This is a genomic window from Moorena sp. SIO1F2, assembly GCF_010672755.1.
GTDB lineage: Bacteria > Cyanobacteriota > Cyanobacteriia > Cyanobacteriales > Coleofasciculaceae > Moorena.
The window spans coordinates 11590-30448 of the sequence record NZ_JAAHFV010000025.1 but is presented as its reverse complement, the minus strand read 5'-3'; the positions used below and the strand labels follow the sequence as shown (position 1 = coordinate 30448).

Here is an 18859-nt window from a genome sequence, read left to right as displayed (position 1 = left end):
TACAAACAAAAACATGTTGAACAAAGATCAAACTTTGACTGAGGCCGCAGGTTTAGGTATTGCAGGAACTATTGTAATAGGAGATATAATGCAAAATTCTCCAGAATTGAAGAATATAATCAAAAATTTTAATGGTAATCCTAAACTTATTGCAAGAGTTGTCGCTAGACTCCTGGAAGAGCCTGAAATTGCTAATACAGTTGTGGATGTAAGTAAGAATGATGAGTTTAAAAAAAGTGTAAGTAATCTTGATAATAAGTTACGCCAAAAATTTCGAAAAATTGGTTTATCTATGGCTAAACGTTATAATAAAATAATGACAATTTCACTAAAAATTGTTTTTGAAAATAATAATGATATGTTTAGTATGGAACACGATAATCTAAAAACTTTAGAGTATTATCTAAGGGATTTATTAGCCAATGCAAATAATTTTATTGAAAATTTTACTAACATAGGATCTGAAGTCCTACATGAGACAGGTGAAGTCACTATTGAAAATTTTTCTGAAATAGGAGAAGTCCGAGATGAGACAATTGAATTACTAGAAGATGCTGGTGAAGTCACTCCTGAAGTTATGGATTCTCTTGTGGGTTTCTTAGAGTGGATAGGAGAAATTATCTGAGGGGGTGACATGAGCCCTGAAAAGCTTACTAGATAAGGCTTTGATGCCAATGATCTTAGGGAAGATAAACTCCCAAATTGACCCTACGAATGATTTTATGGAAGCTCAAGCCCTTATAACTACGTCTAAGGTCCCGTCCAAAACAGCATGTATCTTTTAGGTGCGACCCGTGGCGACTTTAATAATTAAACTAAATCCGGTTGTCATACCCCCCTCATATCAGCAGTTTTGCGATCGCATAGCGTGGCCGTAGGCCAATCGCATAAATTCGTGCTTCGCAAAATTTGTGCTTTGCTCAAGTCATGATTAGCAATTCGTTCGCGTAGCGTGGCCGTAGGCCAATCGCGTAATTTCCATTAAACCAATCGATAGCACAAAATTCGATAGTGGTAAAACTATCATCAGCAGTTCTGCGATCGCATAATTTTTAGTTAACTATAGCGCTATATTAAATTGCTCTAATTTGCTTTATGATCACAAATATGTAAAAAACACAACTTTTGCTTCCCCGACTCCCGACTCCCGACTCCCGACTCCCGACTCCCGACTCCCGACTCCCGACTCCCGACTCCCGACTCCCGACTCCCTACTCCCTACTCCCTACTCCCTTGACTCTCCATTAACAACTGGTATAATCCTCAATAACCTACCATAATCAAGAAACCAAAACTCTTTTGCCTGGGTCTGCGATAATCAAAGGCACCGGAGTTTTTCCCATTCTTGAAGCAAAACCCGTCACCATCGATGACGAAACTAATTATTCAAATCCCCTGCTACAACGAAGAAAACAGCCTAGGGATTACCCTTTCGGTGCTTCCCCGTCAACTGAGGGGTGTAGATACCGTTGAGTGGCTAATTATCAATGATGGCAGTACAGACCGCACCGTAGACGTAGCCCGCTCCTATGGCGTAGACCACATTGTCAATTTTAAACACAATCAGGGACTAGCCAAAGCTTTCATGGCAGGAATCGAAGCTTGCTTGAAAGCAGATGCGGACATTATTGTCAATACCGATGCGGATAATCAGTACTGCGCTGATGACATTCCCAAACTCATACAACCTATTATATCAGGTCGAGCCGAAATAGTGATCGGGGCGCGACCGATTCAGAAGATTAAGCACTTCTCCCCTATTAAAAAGTGTCTACAAAAATTCGGTAGTTGGGTAGTCCGAATTGCTAGCAATACTAATATCATTGATGCTCCCAGTGGATTCCGAGCCTTTAGCCGAGAAGCCGCCTTAAAGCTAAATGTCTTTAATGAATACACTTACACCCTAGAAACTATTATTCAAGCTGGACAAAAAGGCATCGCTATTACGTCTGTACCAATCCGCACCAATCGCTATTTACGCCCGTCCCGTCTAGTCAAGAGTATCAGTGCCTATGTTAAGCGATCGCTAATAACTATCCTGCGAATCTCCATGACCTACAATCCCCTGAGATTCTTTATCACCTTGGGGACAATTCCATTTACCCTAGGAACCTTACTGGGGATTCGTTGGTTAATCCTATACTTCGCTGGTACTCCCAAAGCTCACGTACCCAGCCTAGTTTTAGCTGCTATTCTGATTCTAATGGGCTTTCAACTGTGGATATTTGGTTTAGTGGCAGACCTAATGGCAGTCAATCGTCAACTTCTAGAAGACATCCAACTACGACTACGTCGATTGGAAGTTGACTCCAATCACACTCCCCATTTGCCATCAACCGGAAATCATCAACAGCGGGAAAACCGTGATGAGGGGGGAGAAGGAGAAGAATTTGTCAATAGTTTCTTGAATCGTTGACACTCCCATTGTTATAGTTGGAAGCTCTTAAGACTACTTGTTATAGTGGGAAGCTCTTAAGACTACTTTTGGCTGAAAAGAATTAATCACTCTCGGACTCTCGGACTAACGCACTCAGCAGTAAATAATGACCAGAGACCTATTCGCCCGTCACGCCCTAAACCAAATCCCTAAAATCCTTACCCTCCTAGACCGAAATCCCCACAGCCCCACTTACGGGTGCTTCGACCGTAATTTCTGGCACTATAAAATAATTGATTTTCCTAGTGGGATGGCACAGGAATTTGTCTGGCCCCTAGCACTAGCCTATCATACCCACTTGCCAGATAACCCGTTCTACCAGCAACCAGTAATTCTCGATTGGGTCGAAGCAGGGATACTTTTTGCTGCATCCAGTTCCCATCCCGATGGCTCCTGTGATGATTATTTCCCCTATGAGCGTGCTGCTGGAGCCGCCGCCTTTTCCTTATTGGCTAGCATCGAAAGTTACAAAGCCATGGGACTCCATAACCCCATTGCCTTACAATTCTTTGAAAAACGAGCAGATTGGCTAGCCCATCACATGGAAAGTGGACAGCTGAGCAACCACCAAGCCTTGATTGTCTTATGTTTAGACCTGCTATCGGAACTCTTGCATACCAATCAATGGGATAGAGCGCGATCGCAAAGGCTAGAGCAAGTATTATCCTGGCAAAGTCCCGAAGGCTGGTTTATAGAATACGAAGGCTGCGACCCAGGCTACCACACCTTAACGATTTCCTGTCTAGCCAGGATTTATCTGTTGAGACTAGACCCACGCCTAAAAGAAGCTCTGATCAAAGCTGTCGAATTAGCCGCACAATTCATCCATCCCGATGGTTCCTATGGTGGAGAATACACTAGCCGTAACACTTACAACTTTTTTCCCCATGGCTTTGAATTAGTAGGACGCTGGTTTCCAGAAGCCCTAGAGATTAATGACCGCTTTTTGGTGGGATTAGCTAATGGTCTTGGTCCCTGTTACGCCGATGATCACATTATTGGTCACCATACATGGAATTATCTCCTATCTTGGCGGGATTTTGTCAGCAACCGACCCAAACCAACTCCCCGTCGCAGTGGTCGCGTATGGTTGAAAGACGCCAACATCCTAATTGACCGCCGTCGAGGTACAGAACTTTATTTAGCTTTGAATAAAGGAGGCGTTTTTAAGATATTTCGAGACAATCAATTAATTGCTTCAGATACCCATTTTTCTATATTAGTACAAGAAAGAGGTAAATTTAAAAATGCTGTTGGTCATCTGATTGATGACTATCAAGTTAAAGTCAGTGAAGATGAAATTCTGATTGAGGGAAACTTGGGATGGGCGAAACAGAAGCAAATGACTCCAATGAATTTACTAATTCTGCGGGGAGTGATGTTAACGATAGGACGGTTCTTTCCCAATTTAATTCGGAAATTATTGCAGAAATTATTAATTACTGGTAAAAAAGACGCTCCCTTCTGCTTTCGCCGATATTTTTATTGGCAAGGTGAGCGATGGTTAGTAATTGATGAGTTACAAGCTAAGTCTTGGAAATCGGTACAAAGTGTCGGCATTGGTGGGGACCAGACATCGATTTATGTGGTCATGAGTCGTACTTTTCAAGCAGGACAATTACAAGCCTGGGTTGACCTAAGTGATGAGGTGCAAACCTTGGATGATTATGAATGGTTGAAGTTCGAGCAGCGTTTTTGAGATCAGATTACCTCAACGATCTAGTACTTTACTTTCCACTCTAAACTCAAACTTATAACACTATATAAACAACATGATATTAAGTTATGTAACATATTTTTGCAAAACACTAGCGCTATTTAAAAATCTGTGTTATATTAAAATCATGAAAAAACAATAGCGCTATACTAAAAGGCAAAGACATGGCAGCACAACAGATAACTACAATTGGAACCACTCAAGCAGCTTATCTGTTAGGTGTTTGTGTCCAACGAGTTCGCCAACTCCTGAAAAGCGGCAGAATTAAAGGCGCTCAAAAAGTTGGCAGATTTTGGCAAATTCCCCTATTTAACGGCATGCCCAGAGTCATTCCTGGTAAGCGTGGACCAAAAGGAACCTGGAAAAAAGTTGCTCAAAAGGTGGCGACTTACATCCACGTCAACCAGCAAATTATTAAGGAGAATAGAAAATACGATACTTACAAGCCTGTTTTGACCGTCAAACAAGGCAACCGCAACACCTACGGTCATTATGTAGAAATCAAAGGCCCATCTCGCTTAGTTTATCAACCCAATTGTCCTAAGCATTGTGGGGCTACGGTGTGGCTAGAAGTTGACCCCGCTGTTGAAATTCTCACCAAAGTTTTTAGTTAGCATCAGATGTTGAAGGTTGTTCGCCTTTGGCGTTCCCCTAGGGTAGATTGAAGGTTGACCGTTGCCGGTTGCCTTTTGCCTTTTGCCTTTTGCTGCTAATCCATGAAACGACTAATCTCCATTGCCATCAGCCTAATCATCCTAGGGGTAATTTATACCAAAATTGACTTTCCCGAACTGATCGCTGTATTTAAAGAATGCGATCGCATGTGGATGGCGATTAGTCTGGGCATGGTGATTCCGATCACCCTGTTTACGGCTTGGCGACTGCAACAACTAATGCCGACGGGTTCCCAACTCCGATTTTGGGAAGCCAATCGCCTGATTTTAGCTGCCAGTACCCTGAATATGGTCTTGCCCTCCAAAATGGGAGATATTGCTAAAGCCTACTTTATGAAGCAGCGGGGTAATTTAGCTGGGAGCTTGTCGTTAGCCATCGTGATTTTCGAAAAAGCTTGTGACATGCTGTCTCTACTGCTATGGTGTGTCTTTGGTTTATTACTATATCCGGGCAAAAATGACTTCTTTTGGCTGATGACCGCTGGGATAATTTTCGGGTTAATTCTAGGGCTTTTCCTGCTAAGCTCCCGCAAATTTGCCCATTTATTTTTCTTGCTGACAAAAAAAATTGCACCCAAAAAATTCCGCTCAAAGCTAGAAAAAATGCAAACTTCTTGGGGGGAAATGCACGGCTACTTCTGGCATGACCCCAAGCAGTTATTCAAAATTACCCTAACTTCAATTTTTATCTGGTTCTTACACTTATTGCAAATTTGGTTATTTATCCTCGCCCTCAACGCCTGGACACCCTTTTTAACCAATCTCGCTCTCTCCCCCCTAGCCATTCTAGCGGGATTGTTACCACTAACCTTTGCGGGGGTTGGCACCCGTGACGCTGCGCTAATTTTCTTCTACCAACCCTATTTTCCGGCTGCTACAGCTGCCGCCTTAGGGTTGCTGTGTACTTCCCGCTACCTACTTCCCGCCATTGGTGGATTACCCTTTCTAGGACAATATTTGACTACAGTGCGTAACTTGGGAAAAAAACCTTCTTAATTTGACTGTTGTCAAGGGGAGATGTATGTTAAATTTATTTAAATTCGGAGCAGTTTAGTTAATATTTTTTTAAACAACCGCTCAGGGATGGCACAATTCCCCAACAGCAAATACTATAGTCTGTAGCGGAAACCCATCCTTCAACAGGCAGCTAAAATGCTCAATAGTCATGGTCGTGAGGGAAAAAGGTGAGGCAACAATCTATGTTAATCAGTCGCAGAACTTTACCCCCTAGCTCTGGCAAGCGGGTCAAACCTAATCCAACGGTTCATAAAAACTTCACCAAGTGGAAAACTAGTTGGCAACCTACCAATCAGACACTAGCTGAGCCAATAATTGACCGTAAAAGAGTGGAAAAATCTCTCTTAGCAGTCCAACAGAGATATCGGTCTCTATTTGAAAACTCCACTGATGGTATCTTTAAAATTACCCCTGATGGTTACTATATAGCCTGCAACCCATCACTAGCTAGACTATATGGCTATGAATCACCTAACCAATTCCTCAGTCATGTAACTGGTGTTGGGGAGTACCTTCACAAAGATCCCCAGCGACGCTATCAATTCCTTGACCTACTGCACTTGAGGGGTTTGGTAGAGGATTTTGAATCCCAGGTCTATCGCCAAGACGGCACCCTAATGTGGATTTGCGAAAGTGCTTGGGCAGTGCGTGATGCTACTGGTTACATTCTATACTACGAAGGTTTTGTAAAAGATATTACTAAACAAAAATTAACTGAAGCAGCTTTACAAGCAGCACAAGCAAAATTAGAAGCCCAAAGCCAGGAACTGGAGAATGTCTTAAAGAAGCTGCAACTGGCTCAAGAGCAGTTAAAGCAAAGTGAAACAATGTCCACCTTAGGACAGTTATGCGCTGGTGTTGTTCACGAAATCAACAATCCACTTAACTTTATCTGTGGAAATGTGACTCCAGCAAGGGACTATAGCGAAGATTTATTAAGACTGTTGGGATTATATGTCAAACACTATCCCCAGCCTGTAGCCGAAATTCAACAGTACGCCGATGCAATTGACCTAGATTTCCTAATCCAAGATTTTCCCAAAGCCCTATCATCCATGGGATTAGGTGCAGAACGCTTGCAACAGATTGTGCAGTCAGTGCGCCACTTTTCCCGACAGCAGACCGATGAAAAGCAGCGCGTGAATATTCATCAAGGGATTGATAGTACTCTGACTATCCTCCATAATCGCTTAAAGCCCAAAGGAAACAATCCCGGGATTACCGTGACCAAGGACTATGGAAAACTCCCTTTAGTGGAGTGCTACTCTGGTCCAATCAACCAAGTGTTGATGAACCTGCTGTGCAATGCCATTGATGCTCTAGAAGAGGCACAGGTTAATAGGTTCTTTGTTAGAGGTTCTTCACCTGTTCAGGTAGACAGGTTTAAGGTTCGAGTTTCCCCTCAGTCTTCTGATTCCCCGCAAGGTGTAAATCAAAAGACACCAGCACTGCCTAATATCACCATTCGGACAGAATTTATAGGCAGCAATGGTGATCTTGGGGACAGTTCTGGTGGACAGGTCGTGATCAGAATCATCGATAATGGTCCGGGAATGACAGAAGAGGTTAAACAGAAGATATTTGAACCATTCTTCACCACCAAATCAATCGACAAGGGAACTGGCTTAGGGCTAGATATCTGCCGGAAAATCGTTGTTGAACAGCATGGCGGTCAAATCCTATGTACCTCTAATCCCGGTAAGGGAACAGAATTTGCGATCGCAATTCCTGTAGGTTCATATCATAAAGGCTTGCAGGCAAAAGAGACGAACCAATCACCAATGACTAACGACCAATGACTAATGACTAATGACTAATTAAACTTTTGCCTCCAAAGACTTGAGATATTCAGTATTGACTCCCGATTCTCGGGTTAGGGCGATTTTGCCAGTCCGGGCAATTTCGCGGATACCAAACTTATTCAGCATTTGGGTCAGTGCTACCATTTTACCTGGGTCTCCCACAACTTCTAGAGTTAGTGACTCCTCAGATGTATCTACAACATGGGCACGAAACACGTGGGCTAATTCAATAATCTCGGAGCGGGTGGAACTAGTAGTGTTAACCTTTAGCAGCATCAACTCCCTTTCGACACAGGGAATTGTGGTAATATCCTGTACTTTGAGGACATTAATTAGCTTATAGAGTTGCTTAGTCAGCTGCTCAATGCTGCTGTCATCTCCAGGTACTACCATCGTAATTCGAGATATACCAACCTGCTCAGTTGGTCCAACGGCAAGACTTTCGATATTGAAGCCTCTACGGGCAAATAAACCAGCAATGCGAGTTAGAACACCGGCTTCATCTTCAACTAAAACGGAAAGGGTATGTTTCATAGTTTGACTTGGGAGTGGTGGGGGCGTGTGCTGCCTAAATTGCTATCAACGTGATTTATTGGTGAGACTGTTGAGTGGTTAAGTGTTGACTAGCCCGATACTTTTTAGCTACCAAAGTCTACCAAGATAGACTTTTGCCCGCCAATGCAAGATGCTTTCACATCCAGGGGGTATCTCCGCGCTTCTCTGACGGAATATCCCGCGAGCGCCATAAAAATGTCAAAAAAGCTGGTTCCACCGGGATAGAGAGCGCAACTATTAAACCCTTGGTTTTCGGCTTTAATTTAAGTTACATAATAATCCCTGTCGGTGTTACCATAATTTAATTCTAACAAATAATAAGAGTTTTTGGGAGACTCTGCGACATTTTCTCTAGCTGTTTACTAACCCTTTTTTAAGGGGGGATAAGGGATGAGCAACGGTTAACTGTTAAGTTTTTTGAAGCTAAGCGTCAACGGTCAACGGTAAACCAACTACCATTTTATCCAGGTTTTGAGTAACCAAGAACTCTAGTAACAGTGTGCTGTATCTAAAGATATATTTTTTCTGAAACTAGGCAGCTAATTGCCAAATTCCTCGGTAACATAAAAATCGATAAAAACTGATTGGAGTGAAACACAATATTTATGGGTTGGTTACAACGACTTTTTGGATTTGGAAGCCCAGAGGAAGCTGCCGCAGCTAGTACCCCTTCAGAAGATGCACCAGCAGGAGATGACATTCCCCCAGAACGACTGGGGTTAAATGGAGAATACGACCAAAGCGGCCTTGCCAAGCGAGTTGTTTGGGCTTTTGACCAAGACAACGACCTGGATGACGAGGAGAGGCTCTGGGTTGCTCAAACTGGCGGTAAAGTTGTGCTGAAAGGAGAAGTAGCTAGCCAGGAGGTTCTAGATAAGATGGTTGATGTTGCCTCAGGTGTAGATGGTTGCACGGAGGTTGACACTGATCAAGTGAGCGTCGGCTAATACCAATTGTGGGGATAATCAAACCTTAGCTCCCAGCCACTCTAACAGGATCAGATTCACCTGTTCCGGACATTCATCGTGGGGACAGTGACCAGCATGATCTAACTCCAATAGCTCTAAATTAGGATTGAGTTTAACAAACTTGTGAGCTAAGATGGGGGGAATCATTCGGTCTTTTAGTCCCCACATCAATAGCATAGGAATATCTAATGTAGGTAATAGGGATTTGACCGGTAGACTAAAGTTAGGAGCGGTCATCCCTCTCAAAAGTCTACTAAAGGTTGCCGCAGCTCCGGGATCGGTGGCAGGTACACTCAGAATTTCTACTAAATCATCTGTAACTGCCTCTGGATTAGCATAAGCTAACCCTGCCCACTTACGAACAACCGTTGGACGTCGTACTACGTAAAATAGGGCTTTGAGTAGCACTGGTGATGCCACTAGATTCTCAACTGTTGAGACTATCGGTCCGAGCCAACTAGGAATGGCTTCTTCTCGGGCTTGGAAATCTGGTAAATTAATCATCACCAGACCTTTAACCATCTCTGGATGGGTCGCTGCTGCTCCTAGACCAACTAGGGAACCAATGGAGTTACCTACTAACACTACGGGTTTTTGGATAAATGTTTGCCAAAATTCATAAACCTGAGCTACCCAAAGGTCAATGGTGTAGTCAACCGCAGCTTTCCGGGATGCCCCAAAACCCAGCAGATCTAAAGCATAAACGGTATGATGTTGACCGATTACGTCTAGGTTATTACGCCAATGCCCGACCGAAGCACCAAACCCATGAAGCAGAATAACTGGTGTTGTCGGCTGGACAGTTAGGGGTTGGGGTGGGCGAAAATAGGTATAACGGATCGGCCAACCCCGCCAGACCCAATCCCTTTGACTACCAACTCGTTGCTGCCAATGCAAAGATTTGGTCACAACCTGCCTCAACTTCAAAAATATTTACAAAGCTTCTTGAGTCCATTATGCCTTCCCTATCAGGCAAAGGAGTAAGTTATAACTATTCCATCGGCCTTAGTTTCCTACGTGATGTTAATAATTTGAACAGAAACAAGAAAGGAATTAGTAAAATGGCAAGTGTATGTAGTAAGTCTATTTTTTGATTAATCCACTTAAGAAAATAAACAAACGCCTGTGAGTGATAATAGAAGACGCCAACGCGATCTACCCCAAATTAACGAAAGAATTAGGTTTCCCAAGATTAGAGCCATTGATACCGATGGGGCACAGCTGGGTATAATCACACCTCAAGATGCCCTGCGGATTGCTGAGGAAAAGGAGTTAGATCTTGTCCTGGTTAGTGACAAGGCAGATCCGCCAGTTTGTCGCATCATGGACTATGGCAAGTACAAATTTGAACAAGAGAAGAAAGCCCGTGAAGCCAAGAAGAAGCAGCACACGGCTGATGTCAAAGAAGTGAAGATGCGCTACAAAATAGAAGACCATGACTACAATGTGCGGGTCAATCAAGCGGAGCGCTTCCTGAAATCTGGCGATAAGGTCAAAGCTACCATTACCTTCCGAGGTCGAGAAATCCAACACAGTAATTTAGCTATGGCACTACTCGAGCGCATGGCTAATGATTTACAGGAATTGGCAGAAGTCCAGCAAGCCCCTAAGCGGGAAGGTCGCAACATGATGATGTTGCTCTCCCCCAAAAAATAGTGGTTATAGTGATTGGTCATCAGTGATTGGTCATTAGTGATTGGTCATTAGTGATTGGTCATTAGTCATTGGTCATTAGTCATTGGTAGCCACATGTGCAGGTGCCTGGAATTCATGTCTGAATACGTATGCACGGAGCAAGCAGCTTAAAATACCAAGGACTAGTGACTTAGGACTAGTGACGAAGGACGAAGGACTATATGAAATTGCCATCTCCGACTCGCCTGAAGGGTGACTGGGTTAGAACAATCCTAGAGTGGGTGAATCTTCGCCCAGAAGAAGGCGAGCGGACATTGTTGATGTTCGCCTTCCATACCACCACTTCCATTGGACTGCTTTGGTTAGAGTACAGTGCCATTGCCTTGTTTCTAGAGAAATATGGCGCGAAGTGGTTACCGGTGATTTATATTGCTAGTTCCGTGATCTGCTCTGGGTTGGGAGTATTATACTCCTGGTTGCAGAGCATTTTACCCCTGAGGTCAGTCTTGGTAGCGATCGCAATCCTAGCTGCCTTACCCTTGTTAGTGTTCCGCCTAGGCTTGGAGATTGAGTATGGCTATATTACTGTAGTCACTATCTTTCTATTGCGATTGTGGATGGATGCGGTGTACATCCTCAATGACCTTAATTCCCAGGTAGCGGCTAATCAATTATTCAACATTCGGGAAATTAAGCGTACTTATCCCCTCATCTCCAGTGGACTTTTGGTAGCTGATGTCCTCTCTGGCTTCTCATTACCTCTATTATTGCTGTTAGTGGGACTCAACAATGTGGTGGCTTTTGGGTCTGGCATGATGCTCCTCGGAGCACTGATCTTGGTTTATCTATGTCAGCACTACCAGCAAGCCTTTCCTAACTCCCCAGCACGACAGTGGGAAGAAATGGAGCCAGACTTTGCTGTGCGTCAGCCGAGTCAATCCCTCAGACGGTATGTCATCCCTTTATTTGCCTTTTTTATCTTAGGGGAAGCCCTGTACCTCCTAATTGAATTTCAGTATATGGGTCAATTGGAGGACAAACTGGATAGTTCAGCCATTGCTGGTTTTCTGGGTATATTCAGTGGCACTTTGGGACTTTTTGAACTGGTGACCCAATGGTTTATCTCTAGTCGGGTGATTGATCGCTTTGGTCTGTTCCTAAGCGCTATGGTATTACCTGGTTCTTTATCTGTGATTGGCTTAGTTACCCTAGCTAACATGGCAAGTTGGCTAAATTTTAATATTGGGTTGTTGCCTAGCTGGATAACAGGGCTATTTATTAGTGTAGTCTTACTCCGATTCGTTGATGAACTATTGCGCTTTACTTTAATTGCTAGTGTTCAACCGGTACTCTTCCAAGCCTTACCATCAGGGTTACGCTCTGTGGTGCAGACTACTGTACAAGGGATTGCCAAACCCATGACTACTGGCATTACTGGTCTTGGGATTTTAGCTACCATTGGGCTGCTGGATTGGGCTTTCCCCAATTTTGAGCCATTGCGGCATTGGGTGTTTATTCTAATGGTAGTGATTTTTGCCCTATTATGGCTGCTGAGTACCTGGTTGATGCGGGCTAATTATGGTTCATTGCTGCTGATCAATGCTGAGCAAGGACGTTTGGGTTCTGCCAATACCAATTTGCTGGATACTAAGACCGTCTTTGAGGAAGCGGTAAAGCGACTGAAAACTGAGCCGAAGAACCGCTCTGCTTACATTCAACTGTTGTATCAAATGGCTCCGGAAAAAGCGAGTAAGGTTCTTTCTCCCTTGCTGGGAGAAATGTCTACAGATTTGCAGCGCCAGAGTTTAGAGGTGATGTTGCCCTATCCCAACCCAGATTGTCTAAAAGATGTGTCTGGGTTGATTGATCAAAGACCACCAGTAGAAGTCCTGGCCTTAGCATTGCGCTATCTTTGGCTGGCTCAGGAAGACCTGAATATTCGGACAATTAAGCCTTATCTACAACCGGCTGTTGACCCAACTGTAAGAGCTACAGCAGCTGCATTAATTATGGGTCGGGGTACACCAAAAGAGAAATTTGAAGCCGTCAAAACCCTGCGGCGGATGCTCACCTCAAAAAAAGAGCAAGAACGGTTGATGGGTACCCGAGCGTTGGCAGAGATGGATTACTTGGAATCCTTGGTGGTTTATATTGATGACCTGTTAAGGGATAAGTCATTAAAGGTACGCTGTGCTTGTTTAGAGGTGATTGCTGCTAAAAGATTTGAAAAGTACTATCCGTCTTTAGTCAAGGCACTCTACTACACCTCTACCCGCAATGCTGCTCGTATGGCGTTGGTCAAGCAAGGGGATGAAGCCATTCCTTTATTGAGGGTTTTGTCTGAAGATATTCACAAGCCAGACCCAGTCAGGCGGCAAGCTTGGATGGCTCTCGGTGAGATTGGCAGACTCCAGGCTATAACTCAGAAGGGTACTCCTGAAGCTATGAAGCATTTGGTACAACAGTTGATGAGTAGTTGGGGGACAACCCGTCGTAATATTCTCACGATCCTGCTGAAGATTCCAGGGGAAGTTGGGATTGAAGCGGTGATGAACGAGTTAGGGCGTAGGGTCGTAGAAGCCTTAATTGAGCAAGAATTGATGTTTTTGGGTCAAATTTATGGCGCACTGCTGGATTTGACCTCAAAGAAAATAGCTGGACTGGAGGCAGATTTGCTGCGGCAGGGGCTTAATGATCTTCAACAAGATCTTGTAGAGGTGTGTTTCTTACTCATGAAGTTTCTTTATCCATCAAGTGCCATCAAAGCAGCTGAGTTTAATCTAGCATCCCATTCTCGGTCAAACATTGCCCTAGGGTTAGAAATTTTGGATAATACCCTAGATATTCCTAATAAGAAAGCATTTTTGTCAATTTTAGACCGGCGTTCTCTGAAAGAAAAATTAGCTGCCCTAGTGGATTTAGTGCCTTATCAACCCATGAGTGTAAGCGATCGCTTACGTCGGTTAATCGAGTTACGACATTTCTTGTCAGATTGGCCCCTAGCCTGTTGTTTTCATGTGGCCAGAGCAGCACACTGTTCCCTAGCACCAGCAGCGGCTATGAGTTGCCTACGTCATCCTACCGGTTTTGTGCGGGAAGCGGTTGTGGCTTATCTCAAAGAGATGTCACCTCGTGCTTGTGCAGAGTTGTTGCCAGTGCTTAGGAATGACCCAGATCCCTTGGTAGCTGCTCAAGCACAAGAGATTATCGGATAGTTTGATCAGTATAGTTGCCTATTGTTTGTACACTTTGCTGGCATCATCTCTAATCTCTGATGGCAGTGGACAGTAGACCTAGGGGTGAAATAATGTCTGAAATTACCACAGTACAGTGGTTGAATCTTAATTCCACGTCTAGGTCTAGTTAACCATTAACTATCAACAATTAGCGGTATGGGTTAAACTTGTATTTTACTACACAACGGCTAATCCCTAGCAGCCAACCGCTAACCTAACCGCTAACCAATGTTATCTAGCATTGATCGTTTAATTTTTATCAGGGGTGTCCCAATTTTTCACGAATTGCGGGACGATTTTCTGATGCGACTAGCCTCTGTGATGGACGAGCTAGACTTTCCTTCTAACCATACCATCTTTGCTCAAGGGGAAGAGGGTAGGGAACTTTATATTGTAGTCTCAGGTTTGGTAAGAGTTCACATTGGTGAGCGGAATTTGGCACAGTTCAAGCAAGGAGCCTGCTTTGGGGAGATGTCCTTGTTTGATGCAGAACCTCGTTCCGCTTCTGTGACCACCATCGAACCTTGCCATTGTTTGATGTTGACACAGCTACAACTCTATGATGCCATTGATGAGACACCAGAATTTGCAATTAAGATTATTCGTATGCTGTCCCGCCGTATTCGCGAACTTAACAGAAATTTGAATGCTGATCAGGTTAAAAAAGCACCATCGGATTTGAGAAGGGTCGGAAGTCGTTTAACTGATTTCCGTGCTTAAGATAAGTCCTAGTTTTTTGATACTAGTTTTTTTGGGTACTAGACGTGGCTCGTAGGTCCGTTAATCATTAACTTAATCAGCAACATCGGTTTATAATTAACAGTAACTATGTCTTTTGTTGGTCTACACATTCACAGTGATTATAGCCTACTAGATGGAGCATCTCAGCTACCAGCACTGGTGGATCGAGCTGTTGAGTTGGGAATGCCTGCGATCGCACTGACAGATCATGGTGTGATGTATGGTGCTATTGAACTGATTAAAGTTTGCCTAAAAAAGGGCATTAAGCCGATAATCGGTAACGAGATGTATGTGATTAATGGGGATATTGAGGTCAAGAAGCGTTACCGAAAATATCATCAAGTAGTCTTAGCTAAAGATACCCAAGGCTACAAAAACTTAGTAAAAATAACAACTATTTCTAACCTAAAAGGGATGCAAGGAAAAGGAATTTTTGCTCGTCCCTGTATCAATAAAGAATTACTGGAGCAATATCACGAAGGGTTAATTGTTACCAGTGCTTGTTTGGGGGGTGAAGTTCCCCAAGCTATCCTAAAAGGTGACTTAGATGAAGCCCGTAAAGTAGCTAAGTGGTACCAAGAGGTTTTTGGGGATGATTACTATTTAGAGATTCAAGACCACGGCTCTGTAGAAGACCGAGTGGTTAATGTTGCTATTGTCAAAATCGCTAATGAGTTAGGAATTAAAATTATTGCGACTAATGACTCCCACTTTATCTCCTGCTATGACGTAGAAGCTCATGACGCTTTGCTGTGTATTCAAACCGCTAAACTGGTTACGGAAGAGAAACGGATGCGCTATAGTGGCACGGAGTATCTCAAGTCAGCAGAGGAAATGAAACGGCTGTTTCGAGATCATTTACCGTCGCAGGTGATAGAGGATGCGATCGCAAATACCTTAGAAGTGGCAGATAAAGTCAAGCACTACAATATTATGGGGGAACCTCGCATCCCACACTACAAGGTATCCAAGGATTATACCCCTGACACCTATTTAGAAGAAATTACCTGGAACGGACTGATGAAGCGGCTAAAGTGTCGCTCTCGTAGTGAAATTGATCCAGTGTATAAAGCACGGCTGGAGTATGAGTTAAAAATGCTCCAGCAGATGGGATTCTCTACCTACTTTTTAGTGGTTTGGGACTACATCAAATATGCCAGAGACAATGATATTCCCGTTGGTCCGGGTCGTGGTTCAGCAGCAGGTTCTCTAGTGGCTTATGCCTTAGAAATTACCAACATTGACCCCGTACATCATGGGCTACTGTTCGAGCGCTTTCTCAATCCAGAGCGGAAATCAATGCCAGATATTGACACAGATTTCTGCATTGAAAGACGGGATGAGGTGATTAAATATGTCACTCATCTTTATGGTGAAGACCGAGTAGCCCAGATTATTACATTTAACCGCATGACCTCTAAAGCGGTATTAAAAGATGTAGCGAGAGTGTTAGGAATTGCTTACCAAGACTCTAATCGTATGGCTAAGATGATTCCAGTGGCGCGAGGTAAGCCAGCCAAACTCTCAGTGATGATTTCTGATCAGACACCAACACCAGAGTTTAAAGAGGCTTACGATCAAGATCCGGAAGTTCGTCGCTGGGTGGATATGGCGATTCGGATTGAAGGGACAAATAAAACCTCTGGTGTCCATGCTGCTGGTGTGGTTATTTCAGCAGACCCTTTAGATGAAATTGTGCCATTACAGCTGAATAATGATGGTGCAGTGATCACCCAGTATTTTATGGAAGACCTGGAAGCTCTGGGACTCCTGAAAATGGATTTTTTGGGACTGAAGAACCTAACGACTATTCAGAAAACCAAAGAGTTAGTTAAAAAGACTAAAAATATTGAACTCGATTTAGATGAGATTCCCCTAGAAGAAATTAAATCTAGGAAAATTTTAGCCAAAGGTGAACAGAAGAAAAAACCCCCATATGTTCAAAAAACTTACGACCTTCTAGAAAAAGGCCAGTTAGAAGGAGTATTCCAATTAGAATCTTCGGGAATGCGTCAGGTGGTGCGAGACCTGAAACCTGACAGTATTGAAGATATTTCTTCAATTCTAGCTCTTTATCGCCCTGGTCCTCTGGATGCTGGTCTGATTCCTCAGTTTATTAATCGTAAACATGGTCGAGAAAAAGTAGAGTATCAACATCCTCTATTAGAGCCTATTTTAAGGGAGACTTATGGAATTCTATGTTTACCGAAAGGTACGTTAATTGATCAGCCCGATGGGTCTTATGTGCCCATTGAGGAAATTAAATCTGGCGACCTAGTATTAACCTCTGATGGTAAACAAGTTTGGCCAGCAAGGGTAGCCAAACAATGGCGCAGTGGTATCAAAGACATCCTGAAAATTACGTTATCTAGTGGTACAGTTATCTATTCCAGTAAAAACCATCGCTTTTTAACACCAGATGGAGACAAATTTGCCTATGAGCTGAAACCAGTAAACCCAGTCGTCAAGAATGCTAATGGTTTGGCTTCTCAAGTTTATGAAAAATTCCCTGGAGCTAGCAAGAGTTTAGACCCGGTGGTGCGTTACGGGACGGGCTGTTCCAAAGCTGGCTACGAGGCGGAAAATCAGGGCGACCCCGTCCCTAACGCACCCTACGGAACTCTACAGGCAACGCTAGCCAGACCGAAAGAGTCACATTACAAGACTTGGGATGTTCGGATAGTTTATGTTACTGCTGTTGAAGAGAGTGGGCAACAGGAGTGTTTTGATCTACAAATGGAGGAACAATCTTCCCCATACTTTCTGGCTCATGGCGTAGTAGTTCATAACTGCTTTCAGGAAAGCATCATGCGGATGGCCCAGGATTTGGCCGGTTATTCTCTAGGTCAAGCGGATTTACTGAGGCGGTGTTTGAGTGGATCAACTGAGATCGTGGATCCAGCAACCGGTCGTTTAGTTTCCCTGAGGGAGATTGCTTCTAAATCTAGTTACTGGTTGGGACGAAAGGTTTTTTCCCTGGATTTAAAGACCAAAAAAATTACCCAACGACCAATTATCGAAATTCATCCTAATGGGATTCGTGATGTTTGGGAGATTACTACCAAAACTAACCGCCACATTCGCGCAACGGATGATCATCTTTTCTACACCACTCTAGGATGGAAGCCTCTGAAGGAGTTTACCATAGGAAGCCCGATCGGTTTAGCGAAAACATTACCAATTAGCTATACTCGTGAACTATCGAATAGTAAAGGTAAGCTAACTGATAATATCATTAGACTTCTTTCAGAAGTTGGTAACAGGGAAAGGGTAACAGGGAACAGTGGACAAGAATTAACGCAAACAGTTGCGACTCGGAGTTTAGCACGTCACCAAGGCATTGCTGACTCAGATATTTTATGGGATGAGATTGTTGAACTGAAGTATCTTGGCCAAGAGGAGGTTTTTGATTTAAGTATTGCTGAAACTCATAACTTTATTGCCAATGACTTTATTGCTCACAATTGTATGGGTAAGAAGAAAGTGGCTGAGATGCAGAAGCATCGGGAAATTTTTATTGATGGTTCAACCAAAAATGGCGTGACTCAAGACATAGCTGAAGAGTTATTTGACCAAATGATTAAATTTGCTGAATATTGTCTCAGCTATGATACCGAAATTATAACAGTAGAGTATGGGCCGATGGCGATTGGTGAGATTGTCGAAAAAGGTATCCTATGTACTGTTTATAGCGTTGATAGTAATGGCTATGTTTATACCCAACCTATTGCTCAGTGGCATAACCGGGGAGAGCAAGAGGTGTTTGAATATATTCTCGAAGATGGCTCAGTGATTCGAGCCACAAACGATCATAAATTTATGACGATTGATGGTCAAATGTTGGCAATTGATCAGATATTTGAGGGAGGATTGGAGTTGAAACAGTTAGGGGAGTTGCCTTTAGGGTTAGTTGAGAAAGTTAGTTAATGTTTATGTAGTTTTGTGTAAGCATTCAGCTTATGCGCATTGCGCATTGGCGCACGCTACGCGAACGGCGCACCCTAGGCAAACGGGAACAGTCTACATAGGTAAGCATTCGTTTAATCTCTATTACAGAAAGCTGATGGCTGATAGCTG

General features: G+C 43.4%; 14 protein-coding genes. 12 read left to right on the top strand and 2 right to left on the bottom strand.

All coding sequences use genetic code 11. The features are described from left to right. Positions 1 to 13: 13 nt before the first annotated feature. The 7 genes from F6J94_RS05625 (at position 14) to F6J94_RS05595 (ending at position 7644) form a co-directional block, all read left to right on the top strand. Complete coding sequence (locus F6J94_RS05625) at positions 14 to 625, top strand: hypothetical protein (protein ID WP_293037873.1); 612 nt, start codon at positions 14 to 16, stop codon at positions 623 to 625. Between the two features lie 500 nt (positions 626 to 1125). Next, positions 1126 to 1248: a hypothetical protein gene (locus tag F6J94_RS05620; protein WP_293037870.1), complete on the top strand. Its 123-nt coding sequence runs from the start codon at positions 1126 to 1128 to the stop codon at positions 1246 to 1248. A 121-nt stretch (positions 1249 to 1369) separates the two neighbouring features. Next, positions 1370 to 2416, top strand: a complete 1047-nt coding sequence (locus tag F6J94_RS05615) for a glycosyltransferase family 2 protein (RefSeq protein ID WP_293023494.1) — start codon at positions 1370 to 1372, stop codon at positions 2414 to 2416. Positions 2417 to 2543: 127 nt separating this feature from the next. After that, positions 2544 to 4136 (top strand): hypothetical protein, encoded by a 1593-nt coding sequence (locus F6J94_RS05610; RefSeq protein WP_293037867.1) that lies wholly within the window; start codon positions 2544 to 2546, stop codon positions 4134 to 4136. Between the two features lie 182 nt (positions 4137 to 4318). Continuing rightward, positions 4319 to 4768 (top strand): helix-turn-helix domain-containing protein, encoded by a 450-nt coding sequence (locus tag F6J94_RS05605; protein WP_293037864.1) that lies wholly within the window; start codon positions 4319 to 4321, stop codon positions 4766 to 4768. Positions 4769 to 4870: 102 nt separating this feature from the next. After that, entirely contained in the window at positions 4871 to 5824 is a 954-nt protein-coding gene (locus F6J94_RS05600) for a lysylphosphatidylglycerol synthase transmembrane domain-containing protein (protein WP_075901081.1), read from the top strand. A 203-nt stretch (positions 5825 to 6027) separates the two neighbouring features. Continuing rightward, on the top strand, positions 6028 to 7644 hold the full coding sequence (locus tag F6J94_RS05595) for an ATP-binding protein (protein ID WP_293037861.1): 1617 nt from the start codon (positions 6028 to 6030) through the stop codon (positions 7642 to 7644). An 18-nt stretch (positions 7645 to 7662) separates the two neighbouring features. Here the strand turns inward: F6J94_RS05595 and ilvN are convergent, their stop codons facing one another. After that, positions 7663 to 8181, bottom strand: a complete 519-nt coding sequence (ilvN, locus tag F6J94_RS05590; protein ID WP_293037858.1) for an acetolactate synthase small subunit — start codon at positions 8179 to 8181, stop codon at positions 7663 to 7665. A 626-nt stretch (positions 8182 to 8807) separates the two neighbouring features. On the opposite strand from ilvN, the gene F6J94_RS05585 reads away from it, so the two are divergent. After that, positions 8808 to 9149, top strand: a complete 342-nt coding sequence (locus F6J94_RS05585) for a BON domain-containing protein (protein ID WP_075901075.1) — start codon at positions 8808 to 8810, stop codon at positions 9147 to 9149. 18 nt (positions 9150 to 9167) lie between these two features. On the opposite strand, the gene F6J94_RS05580 is transcribed toward F6J94_RS05585, so the two are convergent. Beyond that, a complete protein-coding gene (locus F6J94_RS05580; protein ID WP_293037855.1) occupies positions 9168 to 10079 on the bottom strand; it encodes an alpha/beta fold hydrolase in 912 nt (303 codons plus the stop codon). Positions 10080 to 10295: 216 nt separating this feature from the next. Between F6J94_RS05580 and infC the strand changes: the two genes are divergently transcribed. The 4 genes from infC to dnaE all read left to right on the top strand — a co-directional run bounded on the left by infC (position 10296) and on the right by dnaE (position 18709). Further along, positions 10296 to 10826, top strand: a complete 531-nt coding sequence (gene infC, locus F6J94_RS05575; RefSeq protein WP_075901071.1) for a translation initiation factor IF-3 — start codon at positions 10296 to 10298, stop codon at positions 10824 to 10826. Between the two features lie 200 nt (positions 10827 to 11026). Continuing rightward, on the top strand, positions 11027 to 14020 hold the full coding sequence (locus F6J94_RS05570; protein WP_293037852.1) for an MFS transporter: 2994 nt from the start codon (positions 11027 to 11029) through the stop codon (positions 14018 to 14020). Between the two features lie 249 nt (positions 14021 to 14269). Next, positions 14270 to 14761, top strand: coding sequence for a Crp/Fnr family transcriptional regulator (locus F6J94_RS05565; protein ID WP_293023467.1), 492 nt, complete (start codon positions 14270 to 14272; stop codon positions 14759 to 14761). Between the two features lie 108 nt (positions 14762 to 14869). Next, positions 14870 to 18709 carry a DNA polymerase III subunit alpha gene (gene dnaE / locus F6J94_RS05560; protein ID WP_293037849.1) on the top strand — a complete coding sequence of 1280 codons (3840 nt, stop codon included), beginning with the start codon at positions 14870 to 14872 and terminating at the stop codon, positions 18707 to 18709. Positions 18710 to 18859 lie beyond the last annotated feature (150 nt).

What these genes read in the sequence shown, in the direction of transcription:
- F6J94_RS05625 (WP_293037873.1), top strand. Translation starts at nt 14, where the DNA reads ATGTTGAACAAAGATCAAACTTTGACTGAGGCCGCAGGTTTAGGTATT.
- F6J94_RS05615 (WP_293023494.1), top strand. Translation starts at nt 1,370, where the DNA reads ATGACGAAACTAATTATTCAAATCCCCTGCTACAACGAAGAAAACAGC.
- F6J94_RS05610 (WP_293037867.1), top strand. Translation starts at nt 2,544, where the DNA reads ATGACCAGAGACCTATTCGCCCGTCACGCCCTAAACCAAATCCCTAAA.
- F6J94_RS05605 (WP_293037864.1), top strand. Translation starts at nt 4,319, where the DNA reads ATGGCAGCACAACAGATAACTACAATTGGAACCACTCAAGCAGCTTAT.
- F6J94_RS05600 (WP_075901081.1), top strand. Translation starts at nt 4,871, where the DNA reads ATGAAACGACTAATCTCCATTGCCATCAGCCTAATCATCCTAGGGGTA.
- F6J94_RS05595 (WP_293037861.1), top strand. Translation starts at nt 6,028, where the DNA reads ATGTTAATCAGTCGCAGAACTTTACCCCCTAGCTCTGGCAAGCGGGTC.
- ilvN (WP_293037858.1), bottom strand. Translation starts at nt 8,181, where the DNA reads ATGAAACATACCCTTTCCGTTTTAGTTGAAGATGAAGCCGGTGTTCTA.
- F6J94_RS05585 (WP_075901075.1), top strand. Translation starts at nt 8,808, where the DNA reads ATGGGTTGGTTACAACGACTTTTTGGATTTGGAAGCCCAGAGGAAGCT.
- F6J94_RS05570 (WP_293037852.1), top strand. Translation starts at nt 11,027, where the DNA reads ATGAAATTGCCATCTCCGACTCGCCTGAAGGGTGACTGGGTTAGAACA.
- F6J94_RS05565 (WP_293023467.1), top strand. Translation starts at nt 14,270, where the DNA reads ATGTTATCTAGCATTGATCGTTTAATTTTTATCAGGGGTGTCCCAATT.
- dnaE (WP_293037849.1), top strand. Translation starts at nt 14,870, where the DNA reads ATGTCTTTTGTTGGTCTACACATTCACAGTGATTATAGCCTACTAGAT.